Consider the following 17898-nt stretch of genomic DNA (forward strand, 5'->3'; position numbering starts at 1 on the left):
ATTATCGCGTCCTCGAGCGGAGGGCAAGGATGGCTGCGGCCGTTTCCTCGATGGAGCGGCGTGTGACATCAATCAGCGGCCAATTATTGCGGGCGCAGAGCGCGCGCGCATATTTCAGCTCTTCCATGATGGTGGCGCGATCCGTGTAACGCCCGCTGTCAAATCCGCCCGTCGCGCCCAACTCCCGGTTTTCACGCACCTGCGATATACGATCCGATGTCGCGACCAGACCCACAATCAGCGGCCGGGTGGCGGCATAGAGGCTTTCCGGCAAAGGCACATTGGGAACAACCGGAATATTGGCAGTCTTTATTCCCCTGTTGGCGAGATAGATGCTGGTTGGTGTTTTTGATGTGCGGCTGATGCCGATGATAACAATATCAGCCTCGTCATAGGTTTCCGGCATTTGCCCATCATCATGATCCATGGCGAAATTGAGCGCCTCGATCCGGGCAAAATAATCCGCATTCAACGCGTGCTGCGCGCCCACCCGCCGTCGGGACGGCGCACCGAGATAAGTCTGGAAAATACCAATGATCGGTTCGAGGACGTTGACGCAGGGCACCCCGATCGCATGGCACCGCAGATCCAGGAACTCGGCCAGCTGCTGATCGACGATGGTATAGAGGACGATACCCGGCTCCTTGTCGATGAGGTCGACCACCTGCGCGAGCTGTTTCTGGTTTCGGATCATCGGATAGACATGTTCCACCGGCATTGAGGCGTGAAACTGGGCCGAGACGGCACGACCGGCCGACATCAGAGTCTCGCCGGTTGAGTCCGAAATCAGGTGCAGATGGAAGAAGCTTTTTTTGTTCTCCACGCTGTTTTTCTCCCGCTGTTGATAAACCGGGACAAATCCCCGAATTGCCCTGCGGGTCGAACCGCGCCGTGAATAAAGTGGTGTTTTTCCACAATCCGCAAGTGGCTTCAATCATCGCCGGCGCGCCTGTGAATTATTTGAAGAATGTGGAGTTGTTCAAAAATTCTCCCCAGATTATCCACAGATATGCGGTTTTCTGGTTCGGCGGTAACTAAATGAAATAATTTAGTAAATTGTCGTTTTCCGAATTATCTACGAGCAAGCACATCGACAATATCCTCAGGTACCTGATGGGCCTTGCAACTGCGGCATTTCGACTGGAATGATTTTAATCCTTGCTACTCACAGACTCTAAGAAATAGAAAATCTTTTAAATCTCTTTGATTTTATTTTTTAGAAGCTAGGTGCCATGAGCGAACGCAAGGTTATGACGGTGTTGAACGGGCAGACGGTCGCGCCGCCGCCCATTTGGCTGATGCGACAGGCTGGGCGCTATCTTCCCGAGTATCGGGAAACGCGGAAGAGTGCCGGAAGTTTCCTCGATCTCTGTTATAACCCCGAGCTGGCAACGGAGGTCACTCTCCAGCCCATTCGCCGGTTCGGGCTGGATGCCGCAATTCTCTTTTCCGATATTCTGGTGATACCCGACGCGCTTCACCGCAACGTCTCCTTCAGCGAAGGCAAGGGTCCTGCCATGGACCCGATCGATGTCAGTGGTATCGAGAAGCTGGATGCCGCGAATGTCATGGCGCATCTTTCGCCCGTTTTCGAAACCGTTTCCCGTTTGCGTAAGACCTTGCCGGATGAAACGACGCTTCTCGGCTTTTGCGGCGCGCCCTGGACGGTTGCGACCTACATGATCGCGGGACATGGAACACCGGATCAGGCTCCGGCGCGGCTGTTCGGTTATCAGGAGCCGGCCGCCATGGAAAAGCTGCTGGCTTTTCTTGCCGATGTTTCCGCTGATTATCTGGTGGCGCAGATCGATGCCGGCGCCGATGCGGTGCAGATATTCGATTCCTGGGCCGGTGTGCTCGGTGAGAAGGAATTCGAGGATTATGCGATAAAGCCGGTTGCCCGCATTATCGCATCGGTGCGCGCCCGTCGGCCCTCGGCAAAGATCATCGCTTTCGCCAAAGGGGCCGGTTATCTTCTCAAAGATTATCGTCGCAAGACGGGCGCTGACGCCATCGGGCTCGACTGGTCGGTGCCGCTCGGTTTTGCCAGGGACTTGCAGAAGGAAGGCCCGGTGCAGGGCAATCTGGATCCCATGCTGATGGTAGCGGGCGGCAAGGCCTTGCAGGATGGCATCGACGCTGTTTTGCAGGCGCTGGGACAGGGTCCGCTGATCTTCAATCTAGGCCATGGCATTACCCCGCAGGCTGACCCGGAAAACGTCACCCGGCTGGTGCAGCGCGTGCGCGGCGGTGGAGCCGGGGCATGAGTGATGAAAAACAAACCTCCGCCCGTTCCGGCAATCGCGCGGCTCTGCGCGCCGGCATTGCACTTGGTGTCTTTGCCGCTTTCGTCGCCCTGTTATTTTATGCTGATCCGGCCGATCTCTATCTGTGGGTCAAGGCGCTGCATATCATCGCCGTGATTTCCTGGATGGCGGCGATTTTTTACCTGCCGCGGCTTTTCATCTACCACACCGATGCACCCGTCGGTTCGCAGCAATCCGAAACCTTCAAGGTCATGGAGCAGCGGCTGATCAAGGTCATCATGAACCCGGCGATGATGATTTCCTGGATATTGGGGCTTTATCTCGCATGGTCGGTTTATGGTTTTTCCGGCGGCTGGCTGCATGCAAAAATCGGGCTGGTGGTGCTTTTGACAGCGACGCATGTTTATTTCACCCGCAGTGCGAAGCGTTTTGCGCGGGATGAAAATACAAGACCTGCCCGTCACTGGCGGTTGATGAATGAAGTTCCGACCCTGCTGATGATCCTGATTGTCATACTTGTGGTTGTGAAACCCTTCGGTTAAGACGGTGCGACGATAAATTTCGCGGAATTCGTGCTTTCCTCTTGCAGCGGCCGTGTTCAATCGCTATTTTCGGACCACTCATCTTCGTGGCATGTGAATTATTCAGTCATCTGCGGTGTCTCCCTCAGCATCTGATTCGCGAACACGCCCTCCCCCAAATTACATTATCAAACGGTCTTTCCTTCATGGCTGAAATGAAGCTTCAGGAACTTAAGAGCAAATCGCCTACCGACTTGCTGACTTTTGCTGAATCCCTGGAAGTTGAAAATGCGAGCACCATGCGCAAGCAGGAGCTTATGTTCGCAATCCTCAAGGTTCTCGCGAGCCAGGACATCGAAATAATCGGCGAAGGCGTCGTTGAAGTCCTGCAGGACGGGTTCGGATTCCTGCGGTCCGCAAACGCAAACTATCTGCCCGGTCCGGACGATATCTATATTTCGCCCTCGCAGATCCGCCGGTTCTCGCTGAAGACCGGTGATACCGTTGAAGGCCCGATCCGCGGCCCCAAGGAAGGCGAGCGTTATTTCGCACTTCTCAAGGTCAACACGATCAATTTCGACGATCCTGAAAAGATCCGCCACAAGGTTCACTTCGACAATCTGACGCCGCTCTACCCGAATGAGCGCTTCAAGATGGAACTGGATGTTCCGACCTCGAAGGACCTGTCGTCGCGTGTGATTGATCTTGTCGCGCCGCTCGGCAAGGGCCAGCGCGGTTTGATCGTGGCGCCGCCGCGCACCGGTAAGACGGTTCTGCTGCAGAACATCGCCCATTCCATCACGGCAAACCATCCGGAATGCTATCTGATCGTTCTCCTGATCGATGAGCGTCCGGAAGAAGTGACCGACATGCAGCGTTCGGTGAAGGGCGAGGTTGTTTCCTCTACCTTCGACGAGCCGGCAGTCCGTCACGTGCAGGTCGCTGAAATGGTCATCGAAAAGGCGAAGCGCCTGGTCGAACACGGCCGCGACGTTGTCATCCTGCTCGATTCCATCACCCGTCTTGGCCGCGCCTACAACACGGTTGTTCCCTCCTCCGGCAAGGTCCTGACTGGTGGTGTGGATGCCAATGCCCTGCAGCGCCCGAAGCGTTTCTTCGGCGCTGCTCGTAATATCGAGGAAGGCGGTTCGCTGACGATTATCGCCACGGCGCTGATCGATACCGGCAGCCGTATGGACGAAGTCATCTTCGAAGAGTTCAAGGGTACCGGCAACTCGGAAATCGTGCTTGACCGCAAGGTTGCCGACAAGCGTATCTTCCCGGCTCTGGATATTCTCAAATCCGGTACGCGTAAGGAAGACCTGCTGGTGCCGCGCCAGGATCTGCAGAAGATTTTCGTTCTTCGCCGCATTCTCGCGCCGATGGGAACGATGGACGCCATCGAATTCCTGATCGACAAGCTGAAGCAGACAAAGAACAATTCGGATTTCTTTGAATCGATGAATACCTGATCCGAACTTTTAGCCGGATTCATCATAAGATTTGTAAAGCCGTATCCGTTCACTCGGATGCGGCTTGACTGTTTTAGACCGAGGTAAATGATGCCAGCTTCCGCCGATACGATCTATGCGCTTTCCAGCGGTGCCTTGCCTGCTGGCGTCGCTGTTCTCAGGATCAGCGGGTCAGGGGCTTTTGATGCCTTGAAGATGCTGACGGGTCGGGACCTTCCATCACCAAGAAAGACCACACTCTGCTCGATTCGGAATCGAAACAATGAGGTGATCGACCAAGCGCTGGTAATTGCTTTTCCAGCGCCAAATTCTTTCACCGGTGAGGATTGCGTCGAAATTCATAGCCACGGCAGTCGCGCGGTTATCGCTTCGATTTTTACCGAACTCGAAAACCTCAGTGGATTTCGACCCGCTGATGCTGGCGAATTTTCCCGTAGAGCCTTCGAGAACGGGAAGATGGACCTCCTTGAGGTCGAAGGTCTGGCAGATCTGTTGCAAGCCGAAACGGAAATGCAGCGACGGCTGGCGGTGGAACAGAGCACCGGCAAATTATCGGCACTCTATGATGGCTGGGCCAGTCGCCTGACGCGGGCTCGCGCCCTTATAGAAGCGGAACTGGACTTTGCAGACGAAGAGGATGTTCCGGATTCGGTGGCTGCACAGGTCTGGGACGCAGTGGCGCAGTTGCGCGGGGAAATCCGTGATCATCTCCAGGGAGGCGGAAGTGGCGAAATCATTCGTGACGGGTTCAAGGTTGCGCTCGTTGGCGAACCGAACGCGGGCAAATCCACCCTCTTGAATGCCCTCAGCGGCCGAGATGTTGCGATCGTCACCGACATTGCCGGCACGACGAGAGATGTCTTGAGTGTCGACATCAATCTGGAAGGTTATCTGGTCCGGATCTTCGATACGGCAGGAATACGGGAAACACAGGATGTCGTGGAACTGGAAGGTGTTCGGCGTGCGGTTCTGACAGCTGAAACGGCAGATATTATTCTACTGCTGCAAGATAATGATTCGCCCCCGAAACAACCTCTCGAATCATTCAAAAATCGGAGCTATCTCCGGGTTAGAACAAAAGCTGCACTTCATCCCACTACATTGGACGATCAATTTGATTTGTCTATCTCAGCCAAAGAGGGAATAGGCCTGAACGAATTGCGTTCGGTGCTCAAGCAGGAGATAGAAAAACGCGTCGGCGCCGGCCAGACTTTGTTTCCCGCCCGTGCCCGTCATAAAAAACGACTTGAAGAGACGCTGAACTATGTTAGTGATGCGCTCGATTCCGCGACCCCAGATCTTGCTATAAGGTCGGAATATTTGAGGCTCGCCGCCACATCGCTCGGACGGATCACCGGCCGTGTTGATGTGGAAGATTTGCTGGGCGTGATCTTCTCGGAATTCTGCATAGGAAAATGATTCACGTGAAACATCGGCGGCTGAGACCGTGATGTTGACGCTGACGGAACAGGGCGCAAGGATATGCACCAGTCATTCGATGTCATTGTTATTGGTGGTGGTCACGCGGGTAGCGAAGCCGCTGCCGCGGCTGCAAGGCACGGCGCAAAGACCGCCCTTGTGACCCACAAGCGCGAGACGATTGGCGTCATGTCCTGCAACCCCGCTATCGGCGGTCTCGGCAAGGGGCATCTCGTTCGTGAGATCGATGCGCTGGACGGTTTGATGGGCCGCGTTGCCGATGCGGCGGGTATTCAGTTCCGCATGCTCAATCGCAAGAAGGGCCCCGCTGTTCGCGGGCCGCGCACACAGGCCGATCGACGGCTTTATCGCGAGGCGATGCAGCGTGAAATCGATGCGATTGAAAACCTGACGATTATTGAGGGCGATGCTTTCGATATTGAAATGGACGATGATCGGGTCGCGGCGGTTATCATGAAAAACGGTAGCCGGATTCCTTGCGGCGCCGTCGTGCTGACGAGCGGCACCTTCCTGCGTGGTCTCATTCATATCGGTTCCGAAAAGATTCCGGCGGGGCGCGTAGGAGAAATGCCGTCTCTAGGTCTCTCGGACACGCTCTCACGGCTCGGTCTTGTTATGGGTCGTCTGAAAACAGGGACCCCTGCCCGACTGGACGGACGTACGATTGACTGGAATGCGGTGGATCGCCAGGCGGCTGATGAGGATCCCGTACCGTTTTCCTTCATGACGGATCATATTGTTAATCCCCAGATCGAGTGTGGCGTCACTCGCACCACGCCTGCTGGTCACAGGATTATCAAGGACAATATTCATCTATCGGCAATGTACTCCGGTCAGATCGAAGGGGTTGGTCCGCGTTATTGCCCGTCAATCGAAGACAAGATAACCCGTTTCGGCGAGCGGGACGGTCACCAGATATTTCTCGAGCCGGAAGGCCTCGATGATCACACCATCTATCCGAACGGCATATCGACTTCCCTGCCCGCTTCCGTGCAGGAGCAATTTATCAGGACGATACCCGGGCTTGAACAGGTTACAATTCTCCAGCCTGGCTATGCGATCGAATATGATTATGTCGATCCGCGCGGGCTGAAGCCGTCTCTGGAATGCCGCAAGATTCCGGGGCTGTTTCTTGCCGGCCAGATCAACGGCACGACCGGTTATGAAGAAGCGGGTGCCCAGGGCCTCGTGGCCGGTCTGAACGCTTCGCTTTATGCGGGCGATGCTGATCCAGTCTATTTCAGCCGCACCGAGTCCTATATCGGTGTCATGATCGATGACCTGACGTCAAAGGGTGTCAGTGAACCCTACCGGATGTTTACATCAAGAGCGGAGTATCGCCTCTCGCTGCGCGTGGATAATGCGGATCTGCGACTTACACCCGTCGGCCAGATGGTGGGCATTGTCGGTCGTGAGCGGCAGGAACGGTTTGCAAAGTTCATTTCCGATCTGGATCGTGGTCGTGAGTTGATGAAGGCAATCTCCATCAGTCCGTCCCAGGCGGCAAAACAGGGATTGAAACTCAATCAGGACGGCCAGCGCCGTTCCGTTTATGAATTACTCGCCTATCCTGATATGACGTTGGAGACCCTCACCGGACATTGGCCTGAATTGGGCGCGCTTGACAGGAAAGTCGCCGAAGTCTTGCAGATCGAAGCGAGCTATGCGGTCTATATGCAGAGGCAGAGCGCTGATATCGTTGATATCAAACGGGATGAAGACAGGAAAATTCCCGACGATTTCGACTTTAAGGACCTCTCCGGCCTCTCCAATGAGCTTAAACAAAAGCTGGAAAAAGCCCGTCCCGAAAATATTGCGCAGGCCGCCCGTGTTGACGGCATGACACCGGCTGCGATATCGCTGCTGCTCGCGCTTCTGCGGAAGGACTCCGCAACGCGAAATGAAAAATTGCGCATGCACCAATAGCGAGTCGGATTATGAAGATAAACGGCCAGAGTGTTTCACGTGAAACACAGGAGAGGCTCGAACATTTTGTCGAGCTTTTTAAGAAGTGGAACAGAACCACAAATCTGGTCGCGCCCTCCACTCTCACCGAGCTTTGGAGCCGGCATGTCGCCGACAGCGCGCAGATATTTCAGCTCTCCCCTCGGCCAAAAAACTGGATTGATCTTGGAAGCGGCGGCGGATTCCCTGGCGTCGTCACTGCAATTTTTCTGGCTGAGCTTGGCGATGGCTGGGTCGATCTCGTTGAAAGCAACAATAAAAAAGCGGCATTCCTGCGAATTGCACTGAAGGAAACCGGTGCAAGAGGTGCGGTACATCCTGTCAGAATCGAGAGGGCACCCGAAGTCATCAAGAATTGCGACGCCGTTTCAGCGCGCGCGCTCGCCGAACTAGACCTGCTTTTCGATTATATTCACCCCTGGGCGCGGAATAATCCAAATCTGAAGGCCTATTTTAATAAAGGCCGGGATTATGATTCCGAAGTGCAGAAAGCACATGGTCGCTGGGAGTTTGATCTGGTAAAACATCAGAGTGCCATTGAGGCAGATTCTGTTGTTCTTGAAATCAGCAACCTCGTTTTGAGGCGCTGACGAACTGGTCAGGTGCGGTATGACTTTTGAAAAAAACCGGATTATCGCAGTTGCTAACCAGAAAGGCGGCGTTGGTAAAACAACCACCGCCATTAATCTGGCTACCGCGCTGGCGGCTATTGGTGAGCGGGTGCTGATCGTGGATCTGGACCCGCAGGGTAATGCGAGTACCGGCCTTGGAATCGACCGCAAGGAGCGCAAGCTTTCGTCTTATGATCTTCTGGTGGGAGAACATGGAGTCGCGGAAGTTGCTGTTCCCACGGCAGTTCCCAATCTCGATATCGTGCCTTCCACGATGGATCTGCTCGGTTTCGAGATGCAGGTCGCGAATGTTTCCAACCGCGTTTTTCTGTTGCGCGCAGCCATGGAAACACAGGAAGCCAGAGGCTATTCCTATATTCTTGTTGATTGCCCCCCTTCTTTCAATCTTCTGACCATGAATGCGATGACGGCGGCGCATTCTGTACTCGTGCCACTGCAATGCGAGTTCTTTGCGCTGGAGGGCCTTAGTCAGCTGCTGGACACGGTCAGTCAGATTCGAGGGTCGGTCAATCCGCAGCTTGATATACAGGGCATCGTTCTGACGATGTTCGATGCGCGGAACAATCTTGCGCAACAGGTTGTGTCAGATGTGCGCACGCATCTTGGAGAAAAGGTTTACCACACGCTCATTCCACGCAACGTGCGTGTTTCCGAAGCGCCTTCTTATGGTAAACCGGCAATTCTTTACGATCTGAAATGCGCCGGCAGCCAGGCCTATTTGCAGCTGGCGTCCGAAGTGATCCAGAGAGAGCGTCTGCGTAAAGCCGCCTGACGTTTGCCGGAATGTATGGAGTAATATCTTATGAGTGATGATCTTTCCAAGCGTCGGCTGGGGCGCGGTCTTGCTGCATTGATCGGAGAAATGGATCAACCAGTGCCGGTGGGTGAGCCTCAGCGCGCTGTTAATGCTGACCGTACCATTCCGATCGAATTCATCGCTCGCAGCCAGAGAAACCCCCGTCGTCATTTCGATGAGAATGAGCTGCAGGATCTGGCCGCCTCCATTCGTCAGCACGGAATTGTTCAGCCTGTGGTCGTGAGAACAGTTGGAGTCAACCGCTACGAGATTATTGCGGGTGAAAGACGCTGGCGCGCGGCGCAGCTGGCGGGCTTTACCGATGTCCCTGTCATCGTTCGCGACGTGGATGATCGCACGGCGCTGGAATTAGCGATTGTCGAAAACGTACAGCGTTCAGATCTCAATCCGCTCGAAGAAGCGATGGGATATGAACAGCTGATCGCCGAACACGGCTATACGCAAAATGATCTCGGCGAAATCATCGGCAAGAGCCGAAGCCACGTTGCCAACAGCCTTCGGCTTCTCAAGCTTCCGGATCCGGTACGTGATATGCTGGCGGATGGTTCGCTTTCCGCAGGTCACGCGCGTGCGCTTGTTTCCACATCCGATCCGGCGACGCTTGCAAAAACAATCGTGTCCAAGGGACTTTCGGTGCGTGATGCCGAGCGCCTGGCGCAGAACGATATCAAGTCGCAGGGTGATGTCGCGGAGAAGCGACCTGCTGCGGAAAAGGATTCCGACACGATCGCGCTCGAACGCGGCCTGTCCGATGCTCTCGGACTCGATGTGAAGATCAGCCACAAAGGTGGATCCGGGCAAATCCGCATCGGTTACCGGACGTTGGAACAGCTTGAAGCGGTATGCCGCCTTCTGGAGCAGAAGTAGTAACTAATTGTTTTTAATTATAAAATACCCGCCAAAGGCGGGTATTTTTATTTGTGGACTCAAAAATCGATGGCCCGGCCTTTTATTTCGTAATCACCGAAACGCACAGGTTCAGCGCCACCGCGACCGCCGGTTTCCGGCGGTAATTGCAGATCGGCCTGTTGTCTGCGCCGTTCTTCTGCTTCCTTCAAAGCCCGTTGCGCCGCCGGCGAAAGCTGCTTGGCCCTTTCGGCGTCGTCCGTGGCATTGTCATTATCCGCATTCTGCATGAAATCCTCCCTATGACGGGATATTGAAATACGTTTGCCGCTTACCAGATTATATAATCTGATGGGCTTTATAAACCCCGGAATATTCCCGGTGAGTGAGAAGGAGAGTTTAACGGATGAACATGATGCGCACGGCAATGCTTCTGGCCTTCATGACCGCATTGTTCATGGGTGTCGGTTTTCTGATTGGCGGCAAGGGCGGCATGATGATTGCGCTGCTTATTGCGGCCGGTATGAATCTTTTCTCCTACTGGAATTCTGACAAAATGGTCCTCTCCGCCTATCATGCGCGGGAGATTGATGAGGCCAATGCGCCTGAGTTTTTTCATATGATCCGCGATCTGTCGCAGAATGCCGGTCTGCCAATGCCAAAGGTCTATATTTACGACAGCCCGCAGCCCAATGCCTTCGCGACTGGACGAAATCCGCAGAACGCCGCTGTTGCGGCTTCCACCGGATTGCTGGAGCGGCTAACTCCTGAGGAAGTGGCCGGTGTCATGGCGCATGAACTCGCACATGTGCAGAACCGGGATACGCTGACCATGACAATCACCGCCACGCTGGCGGGTGCCATTTCCATGCTCGGCAATTTTGCCTTCTTCTTCGGCGGCAACCGGGAGAACAACAACAACCCGTTGGGCTTTATCGGTGTGCTGGTCGCGATGATTGTCGCGCCGCTGGCGGCAATGCTGGTGCAGATGGCGATCAGCCGCACGCGTGAATATTCCGCCGACCGCCGCGGCGCGGAAATCTGTGGCAACCCGCTCTGGCTTGCCTCCGCCCTGCAGAAGATTTCGGGCATGGCGCAGCGCATTCACAATGATGATGCCGAGCGCAACCCGGCGACGGCGCATATGTTCATCATCAATCCGCTTTCCGGCGAGCGCATGGACAATCTCTTTTCCACGCATCCGAACACGGAAAACCGCGTGGCGGCGCTGCACACCATGGCGCAGGAGTTTTCTCCGCGAGGATCGACGCCGCCGTCATCGGGTGATAGACCTCTGCGCAAATCAGGCTCTGTTCCCAAAACAGGCTGGGGACGAGGCAATGAAAACGAGCGCAAGGGGCCGTGGTCTTGACATCCGATATTCAGAATAAGCCGGCGCGGTCCAGAAAACCGAGACCTGCAAATGGGAGGGGCCGTGAAGACGGCCCTTCGTCTTTCCAGGATAAGCCAGGCCTTGCCGCGCGCATTGCCGCCACCCGCATTCTGGCGGCCGTTCTGGAAAAGAAGACCTCGCTGGACGGGATGCTTGATAACGAAAACGGCAATCCCGTCTATCGAGCCCTGTCGCTTGCCGACCGGGCGCTGGTAAGGGCCATCGTCAACAGCGCGCTTCGCCACCTGCCCCGGATTGAAACGGCATTGTCGATGCTGCTCGATGGGCCGCTGCCGCAGGGCGCGCGATCGCTGCACCACGTCCTTGTCGTCGGTGCAGCCCAAATGCTCTACCTCGATGTGCCGGATCATTCCGCTGTCGACCTCGCCGTGGAGCAGGCTCACCGTGATCCGCGCAACAAGCGTTTCGTCAAGCTGGTGAATGCCGTTCTCAGAAGGCTCGGTCGTGAAAAAGCGGAGATCGAAAAGGCTGTCGCCGATGTTCCCGTGCTGCCGGACTGGTTCTATGCGCGGCTTGTTTCGGCTTACGGAAATGAGGCAGCCCAAAGGATTTCGCAGGCGCAGCTGACACCCTCCTCCATTGATCTCACGATCAAGGCGGATCCCGCTCTTTGGGCGGAGAAACTGGGCGGTACGCTCATGCCGAACGGCAGCGTGCGACTGGGTGAATTCGAGGGACAAATCCCATCGCTCGAAGGTTTCGCCGAGGGTGCATGGTGGGTGCAGGATCTTGCGGCGAGCATGCCTGTCAGGTTACTGGGCGATATCTCCGGCAAGCGTGTCGCCGATCTCTGCGCGGCCCCGGGCGGCAAGACCGCCCAGCTTGCGCTGGCGGGCGCCAGGGTGACGGCGCTGGATCAATCCGGCAACCGTCTTCGTCGCCTCAGGGAAAATCTCGATCGACTTGGCCTAAATGCCGAGACGGTGGAGGCGAATATGCTGAAGTACCAGCCGGAACAGCTTTTTGACGCGGTTCTCCTTGATGCGCCATGTTCTTCCACCGGGACACTTCGCAAACATCCTGATGTCTGCTGGACCAAGGATGAGAACGATATCGCCAAATTGGCCGCTCTTCAGGGCCAGATGCTGCGGCAGGCGCTGACCCTTGTTGGTCCCGGCGGTCTCGTGGTCTTCTCCAATTGCTCGCTTGATCCTTCCGAAGGGGAAGAGATGATTGCCGAGGTTCTGGCGGAAAATCCCGGCGTGGAGCGTGTTGCCGTCCGCCGCGAGGATTGGCCCGGAATGGAAGCGGCTATCAGCGCCGATGGCGATCTTCGTACGACGCCTGATATGTTCGGCGGCGTCGATGGGTTTTTTAGCAGTGTCTTGCGTAAGAAGTAGAAAAAAGCCAAGCTCTCGCGAATCATTAGATATTTATCGAAAACGTTCCGGTCGTCGCGGTTCACTGATAAAAACAAAACATGTGAAACGGGAAACACAGCTTGTTAGGGTCCTTTGCAGGCAGCATGAATGCCGCCGGTCTTCTTTCGCGGATGGCGTATCGTCATTTGTGTGTCGGCCTTACGCCCTTGCGCCTGCATGTGTCGCGATTTGCCAATCGTGTGCCCGATGGTCTGGTGGCGGCGCCGACCGATCTCAGAGCGATCGATCCCTATTTCGCCGAGGAATTGTTGCGGGGCCGCATCGCGTTGGCCGGGCGTGTCGTCGAAACCGGCGGAGCTTCGCCCTTTCAGGTGGACTACCCCTCGGCGGTTTTTGAAGAACGGCTGCATGCATTCACTTGGCTGCGGCATATTCGTTCCGATAAATCGAGCGAGGCCTGTAAGCGGGCTCGCCGCATCGTCGCCGAATGGATGGTGATCCATGGCAGACGGCTTGCGGGTATCGCCTGGTCGCCGGAAATCGCGGCGCAGAGGTTGATAGCCTGGCTCTCGCACTCTCCCGTGGTTTTATACGAGGCTGATGCCGGTTTTTACCGCCGTTTCCTGAAAAGCCTTGCCTTTCACGTGCGGTATCTCGAAAGAATCGTCAGACATGCGCCTGACGGCGAAGCGCGGCTGAGGGTTAGGATCGCGCTCGCCATGGCCTCTATCGCCATGCCTACCCGCCTGTCGCGCATCAACCGGAACGGAATGAAGCTGGCTCAGGAAATGGAACGCCAGATTCTACCCGATGGCGGGCATGTTTCCCGCAACCCACGGGTCATGCTGGATTTGCTGCTCGATCTCCTGCCGCTGCGACAAAGTTATATCAATCTGGGCCATGATCTCCCCTCCGGTCTGGTGCCGGCGATAGACCGCATGTTTCCGGCGATCCGGTTCTTCCGGCATCAGGGCGGCGATCTCGCGCTGTTCAACGGCGCCACGGCCACGCTGGCCAATGAGCTTGTTTCCGTGCTGCGCTACGACGAAACGGCTGGCCGGCCCTCCAAAGTCCTGCCGGATGTGAACTATCACCGGCTTGCGACGGACGATACGGTCATCATCGTCGATACAGGGTATCCCGGTTCGGCGGAGCTTTCACGCAATGCCCATTCGGGTTGCCTTTCGTTTGAAATGTCCTGTGGCAAGAACCGCTTCATCGTCAATTCCGGTTTTCCGCGCAATGCCGCGCCGGAATATCAGCGGGCCAGCCGTTCGACGGCCGCGCATTCCACTGTCACGCTTGCGGATACATCATCCTGCAGACTGTCGCGCTCGAGGCTGCTTGGTCCGATCATGGTATCAGGTGTCAGCCAGGTTGACAGCCGACGTGGAACGGACGCAAACGGCAATGACATCCTGTGGGCGTCTCATGACGGTTATTTGCAGAATTTCGGCTGTTATCATGAGCGGGAAATAGAATTGAATGCGGCCGGCACCAAGATAAAAGGCCGGGATCTGCTTCGGGCTGATGAGAATGCCGCAAAAACGCAATTGCAGTCGATCTCCGCGGTTTCGCGTTTCCACATTCATCCTCACATTCAGCTGCACCAGCGGGACGAAGAGTCGGTCTACCTGGAGGCGGCGGATGGAACCGTCTGGCTGTTTTCGGCACCCGGGCTGGAGCTTTTCGTCACCGAGGATGTGTTTATGGCCGATGCGTCCGGCATGCGGCCCTCTCAGCAGATCGAGCTCCCCTTCAATCTTGCGAATACGCGGGAAATCCGCTGGCTGATTGAACGCCAGGCCTAGGAAATTTCCGGCGGCGCGGGGCAAAAACCGCCATAGTTTACGCCGTTCAGCATCCCCGCTGTTTATTAATCCGGTAAGCTGTGTTAACGCGGCGGCAATTGCTGGATCAATCCCATTCCAGCCTGTCCTCCCCGTTTAACGGAGTATGCCTGATGGCCGTCGTGTCCAAGAAAATCCCCGCCCCCGACAAGGTCAAAATCCGCACGGCGCTTCTTTCCGTGTCTGACAAGACTGACATTATAGAGCTGGCGACGGTTCTGTCGAAGCTTGGCGTCAAGCTCCTGTCGACCGGTGGTACGGCGAAAGCCATTGCGGAAGCAGGCCTGCCGGTGACGGATGTCTCCGACGTGACGAATTTTCCTGAGATCATGGACGGCCGCGTCAAGACTCTGCACCCCAATGTCCATGGTGGGCTGCTGGCTATCAGGGATGACGCGGAGCATGTCGAGGCGATGAAGGCGCACGGCATCGAGGCGATCGATCTCTCGGTCATCAATCTCTATCCCTTCGAGGAAGTTCGCGCCAAGGGCGGCGATTATCCGACGACGGTCGAAAACATCGATATTGGTGGCCCGGCAATGATCCGCGCTTCCGCCAAGAACCATGCCTATGTCACTGTTGTTACCGATCCGTCCGATTACCCTGACCTGGTTGAAGCCCTGCAGGCTGATGACGGCCAGACCTCCTATGCGCTACGCCAGCGTTTTGCCGCCAAGGCCTATGCCCGCACGGCTGCCTATGACGCGGTGATTTCCAACTGGTTCGCGCAAGCGCTTGCGATCGAGACACCGGATTACCGCGCCATCGGCGGCGTGCTGAAGGAAAAGATGCGCTATGGCGAAAACCCGCACCAGAGCGCAGGCTTCTATCTGACGGGTGAGAAGCGCCCCGGCGTGGCGACCGCCACTCTGCTTCAGGGCAAACAGCTTTCCTACAACAACATCAATGATACGGACGCAGCTTACGAGCTTGTGGCGGAATTCCTGCCGGAAAACGCGCCGGCCGTTGCCATCATCAAACACGCCAATCCCTGTGGCGTTGCGACCGGCCCGACGCTTGCCGAAGCCTATCGGCGCGCGCTGGCATGTGATTCCGTTTCCGCCTTTGGCGGCGTTATCGCCTTGAACCGCACGCTTGATGCGGAAACGGCGGAAGAGATCGTCAAGCTCTTCACGGAAGTCATCATCGCACCTGACGTGACGGAAGAAGCCAAGTCCATCATCGCCCGCAAGCCGAACCTGCGCCTGCTGACCGCCGGTGGCCTGCCTGATCCGCGCGCGGCCGGGATTACGGCGAAGACCGTTTCGGGTGGCCTGCTGGTGCAGAGCCGCGACAATGGCATGGTCGAAGATCTGGACCTCCAGGTGGTCACCAAGCGTGCGCCGACGCTGCAGGAACTTGAAGACATGAAGTTCGCTTTCAAGATCGCCAAGCATGTTAAGTCCAATGCCGTTATCTATGCCAAGGACGGGCAGACCGCAGGCATCGGTGCCGGCCAGATGAGCCGTGTGGATTCCGCCCGCATTGCCGCCCAGAAGGCTGAAGATGCCGCCAAGGCTCTTGGTCTTTCCGAGCCGCTGACACGCGGCTCTGCCGTCGCTTCGGAAGCATTTTATCCCTTTGCTGACGGTCTGCTCGCCGCGATCGCCGCAGGTGCTACCGCTGTTATCCAGCCGGGTGGCTCCATGCGCGATCAGGAAGTGATCGACGCTGCGAACGAGCACAATGTGGCAATGGTCTTTACCGGCATGCGTCACTTCCGCCACTAAGTGCGGAACAGGCAGAAATGACAAAGGCCCGGAAAGTGATTTCCGGGCCTTTTGTTTCACGTGGGACAGTTTGTTGTCGCAGGTTCAGGTCACAGCCCCAACCTGCCACGGCACAAATTCGTTGTCGCCGTAGTCGTAAATCTCGCTGACGGTTTTGTCGCCGGATGCGACGGCCAGAATATGCTCGAAAATTCGTTTGCCGGATTCTTCGATGGTTTCGTTGCCGGTGACGATCTCGCCGCAATTGATATCCATGTCTTCTTTCATGTGTTCATACATTTCGGAATTGGTGGCGATCTTGATGCAGGGAGCCGGCTTGAAGCCCGAGACCGAGCCGCGGCCGGTGGTGAAACAGATGACGTTGCAGCCGCCCGCGACCTGGCCGGTGACGGCAACGGGATCATAGCCTGGTGTATCCATGAAGACGAAACCCTGCTCCGTCACGGTCTCGGCAAATTCATAAACCGCCTTCAGCGGCATGGAGCCGCCCTTTGCGACTGCGCCGAGTGATTTTTCCAGAATGGTGGTCAGGCCGCCAAGCTTGTTGCCGTGGGAAGGGTTGTTGTTGAGTTCGTCACCGTTGCGGGCGGTATAATCCCGCCACCAGTCGATACGCTGCAAGAGCTTCTCGGCCACAGCAGGGGTGACTGCGCGCTTCGTCAACAGATGCTCGGCGCCGTAAATCTCCGGCGTTTCGGAGAGGACTGTGGTGCCGCCGTTGCGGACGATGAGGTCGGAGGCATAACCCAGGGCCGGGTTGGCGGAAATGCCAGAGTAACCATCCGAACCACCACATTCCAGCGCCACCTTCAGCTTGGAGAGTGGTTGCTCGGTGCGGCTGGCGGCGTTGACCATTGGCAGCATGGCCTTGATCTCGGCGATCGCCGCATCGATCGTCTTGCGGGTGCCGCCATGCTGCTGGATCGTCATGGTGCGCAGCCGCTCACCCTCTTCCATCTTGTAATGTTCGAGGATGGGGGCGATCTGGTTGGTTTCACAGCCGAGGCCGATCAGCAGAATGCCGCCGAAATTCGGATGGCGGGCATAACCCTGAATGGTGCGGATCAGCAGGCGGTAACCTTCCGATTTTGTATTCAGCGCACAGCCGCCCCCATGGGTCAGCGCCACGACGCCATCGACATTGTCGAAACCATCAAGGCCGCCCTGCTTGTTGAAATAATCGGCGATGTAACGCGATACCGTGGCGGAACAGTTCACCGAAGCGATGACGCCGATATAGTTTCGTGTTCCGACGCCACCGAGGCCGCGGTCATACCCCTTGAACGTCCGGCGCTCGGCTTCCGGCAGCATGCCCTTTTCTTCAATATCGATACTGAACTGATGCGCGTGTTCGGACGGCACCATGGCGAGATTGTGCAGGTGAACATGCCGGCCGGGCTCGATATCCTGTGTGGCGATGCCGATCACCTGTCCGTATTTCAGCACCTCGTCTCCGGATTTGATGAGTTTGAGGGCCACCTTATGTCCGCGCCCGATCAATTCGAGCGCCGCCAGATCTCCCCTGCCCGTTGCGCCGCCGGCCGGAATGGACCGACGCGCCACCGCGACATTGTCGTTGGCGTTCAGCAAAATGGTTGCCTCGGAATTCTCACTCACGGGTT

15 protein-coding genes are annotated in these 17898 nt (G+C 56.4%); 12 read left to right on the forward strand and 3 right to left on the reverse strand.

All coding sequences use genetic code 11. From position 1 onward, the window contains the following. Position 1: 1 nt before the first annotated feature. Positions 2-823, reverse strand: coding sequence for a pyruvate, water dikinase regulatory protein (locus tag QRN60_RS18970; RefSeq protein WP_003505331.1), 822 nt, complete (start codon positions 821-823; stop codon positions 2-4). A gap of 409 nt (positions 824-1232) precedes the next feature. On the opposite strand from QRN60_RS18970, the gene hemE reads away from it, so the two are divergent. The 8 genes from hemE (at position 1233) to QRN60_RS19010 (ending at position 9981) form a co-directional block, all read left to right on the forward strand. Continuing rightward, entirely contained in the window at positions 1233-2267 is a 1035-nt protein-coding gene (gene hemE, locus QRN60_RS18975) for a uroporphyrinogen decarboxylase (protein ID WP_031233715.1), read from the forward strand. Further along, positions 2264-2809: a protoporphyrinogen oxidase HemJ gene (hemJ, locus tag QRN60_RS18980; protein ID WP_020809711.1), complete on the forward strand. Its 546-nt coding sequence runs from the start codon at positions 2264-2266 to the stop codon at positions 2807-2809. The genes hemE and hemJ overlap by 4 nt, the downstream gene beginning before the upstream one ends. 185 nt (positions 2810-2994) lie before the next feature. Beyond that, positions 2995-4260, forward strand: coding sequence for a transcription termination factor Rho (rho, locus tag QRN60_RS18985; RefSeq protein WP_004444236.1), 1266 nt, complete (start codon positions 2995-2997; stop codon positions 4258-4260). A gap of 87 nt (positions 4261-4347) precedes the next feature. After that, positions 4348-5679: a tRNA uridine-5-carboxymethylaminomethyl(34) synthesis GTPase MnmE gene (gene mnmE, locus QRN60_RS18990; RefSeq protein WP_162694597.1), complete on the forward strand. Its 1332-nt coding sequence runs from the start codon at positions 4348-4350 to the stop codon at positions 5677-5679. Positions 5680-5742: 63 nt separating this feature from the next. Continuing rightward, positions 5743-7626 carry a tRNA uridine-5-carboxymethylaminomethyl(34) synthesis enzyme MnmG gene (mnmG, locus tag QRN60_RS18995; protein WP_129564820.1) on the forward strand — a complete coding sequence of 628 codons (1884 nt, stop codon included), beginning with the start codon at positions 5743-5745 and terminating at the stop codon, positions 7624-7626. Between the two features lie 11 nt (positions 7627-7637). After that, on the forward strand, positions 7638-8255 hold the full coding sequence (gene rsmG / locus QRN60_RS19000; RefSeq protein ID WP_080866499.1) for a 16S rRNA (guanine(527)-N(7))-methyltransferase RsmG: 618 nt from the start codon (positions 7638-7640) through the stop codon (positions 8253-8255). Positions 8256-8274: 19 nt separating this feature from the next. Next, a complete protein-coding gene (locus tag QRN60_RS19005) occupies positions 8275-9069 on the forward strand; it encodes a ParA family protein (protein WP_111792792.1) in 795 nt (264 codons plus the stop codon). Between the two features lie 30 nt (positions 9070-9099). Further along, on the forward strand, positions 9100-9981 hold the full coding sequence (locus QRN60_RS19010; protein ID WP_111792791.1) for a ParB/RepB/Spo0J family partition protein: 882 nt from the start codon (positions 9100-9102) through the stop codon (positions 9979-9981). Positions 9982-10040: 59 nt separating this feature from the next. Here QRN60_RS19010 and QRN60_RS19015 read toward each other — a convergent pair whose 3' ends face one another. Then, a complete protein-coding gene (locus QRN60_RS19015) occupies positions 10041-10250 on the reverse strand; it encodes a DUF1674 domain-containing protein (RefSeq protein WP_060725302.1) in 210 nt (69 codons plus the stop codon). Between the two features lie 116 nt (positions 10251-10366). Here QRN60_RS19015 and htpX point away from each other — a divergent pair, with 116 nt between their 5' ends. From htpX to purH, 4 genes are all read left to right on the forward strand, one after another. After that, positions 10367-11332 carry a zinc metalloprotease HtpX gene (htpX, locus tag QRN60_RS19020; RefSeq protein ID WP_111792790.1) on the forward strand — a complete coding sequence of 322 codons (966 nt, stop codon included), beginning with the start codon at positions 10367-10369 and terminating at the stop codon, positions 11330-11332. After that, complete coding sequence (locus tag QRN60_RS19025) at positions 11329-12714, forward strand: RsmB/NOP family class I SAM-dependent RNA methyltransferase (RefSeq protein WP_003505318.1); 1386 nt, start codon at positions 11329-11331, stop codon at positions 12712-12714. Before htpX ends, QRN60_RS19025 begins: the two co-directional genes overlap by 4 nt. A 125-nt stretch (positions 12715-12839) precedes the next feature. Further along, positions 12840-14507, forward strand: coding sequence for a heparinase II/III family protein (locus QRN60_RS19030; protein WP_003505317.1), 1668 nt, complete (start codon positions 12840-12842; stop codon positions 14505-14507). Positions 14508-14659: 152 nt separating this feature from the next. Beyond that, positions 14660-16276: a bifunctional phosphoribosylaminoimidazolecarboxamide formyltransferase/IMP cyclohydrolase gene (gene purH, locus QRN60_RS19035; RefSeq protein ID WP_065695307.1), complete on the forward strand. Its 1617-nt coding sequence runs from the start codon at positions 14660-14662 to the stop codon at positions 16274-16276. Positions 16277-16360: 84 nt separating this feature from the next. Here purH and QRN60_RS19040 read toward each other — a convergent pair whose 3' ends face one another. Continuing rightward, entirely contained in the window at positions 16361-17893 is a 1533-nt protein-coding gene (locus QRN60_RS19040) for a UxaA family hydrolase (RefSeq protein WP_111792788.1), read from the reverse strand. Positions 17894-17898 lie beyond the last annotated feature (5 nt).

It is taken from the genome of Agrobacterium sp. CFBP2214 (genome assembly GCF_030209895.1).
Classification (GTDB): domain Bacteria; phylum Pseudomonadota; class Alphaproteobacteria; order Rhizobiales; family Rhizobiaceae; genus Agrobacterium; species Agrobacterium radiobacter.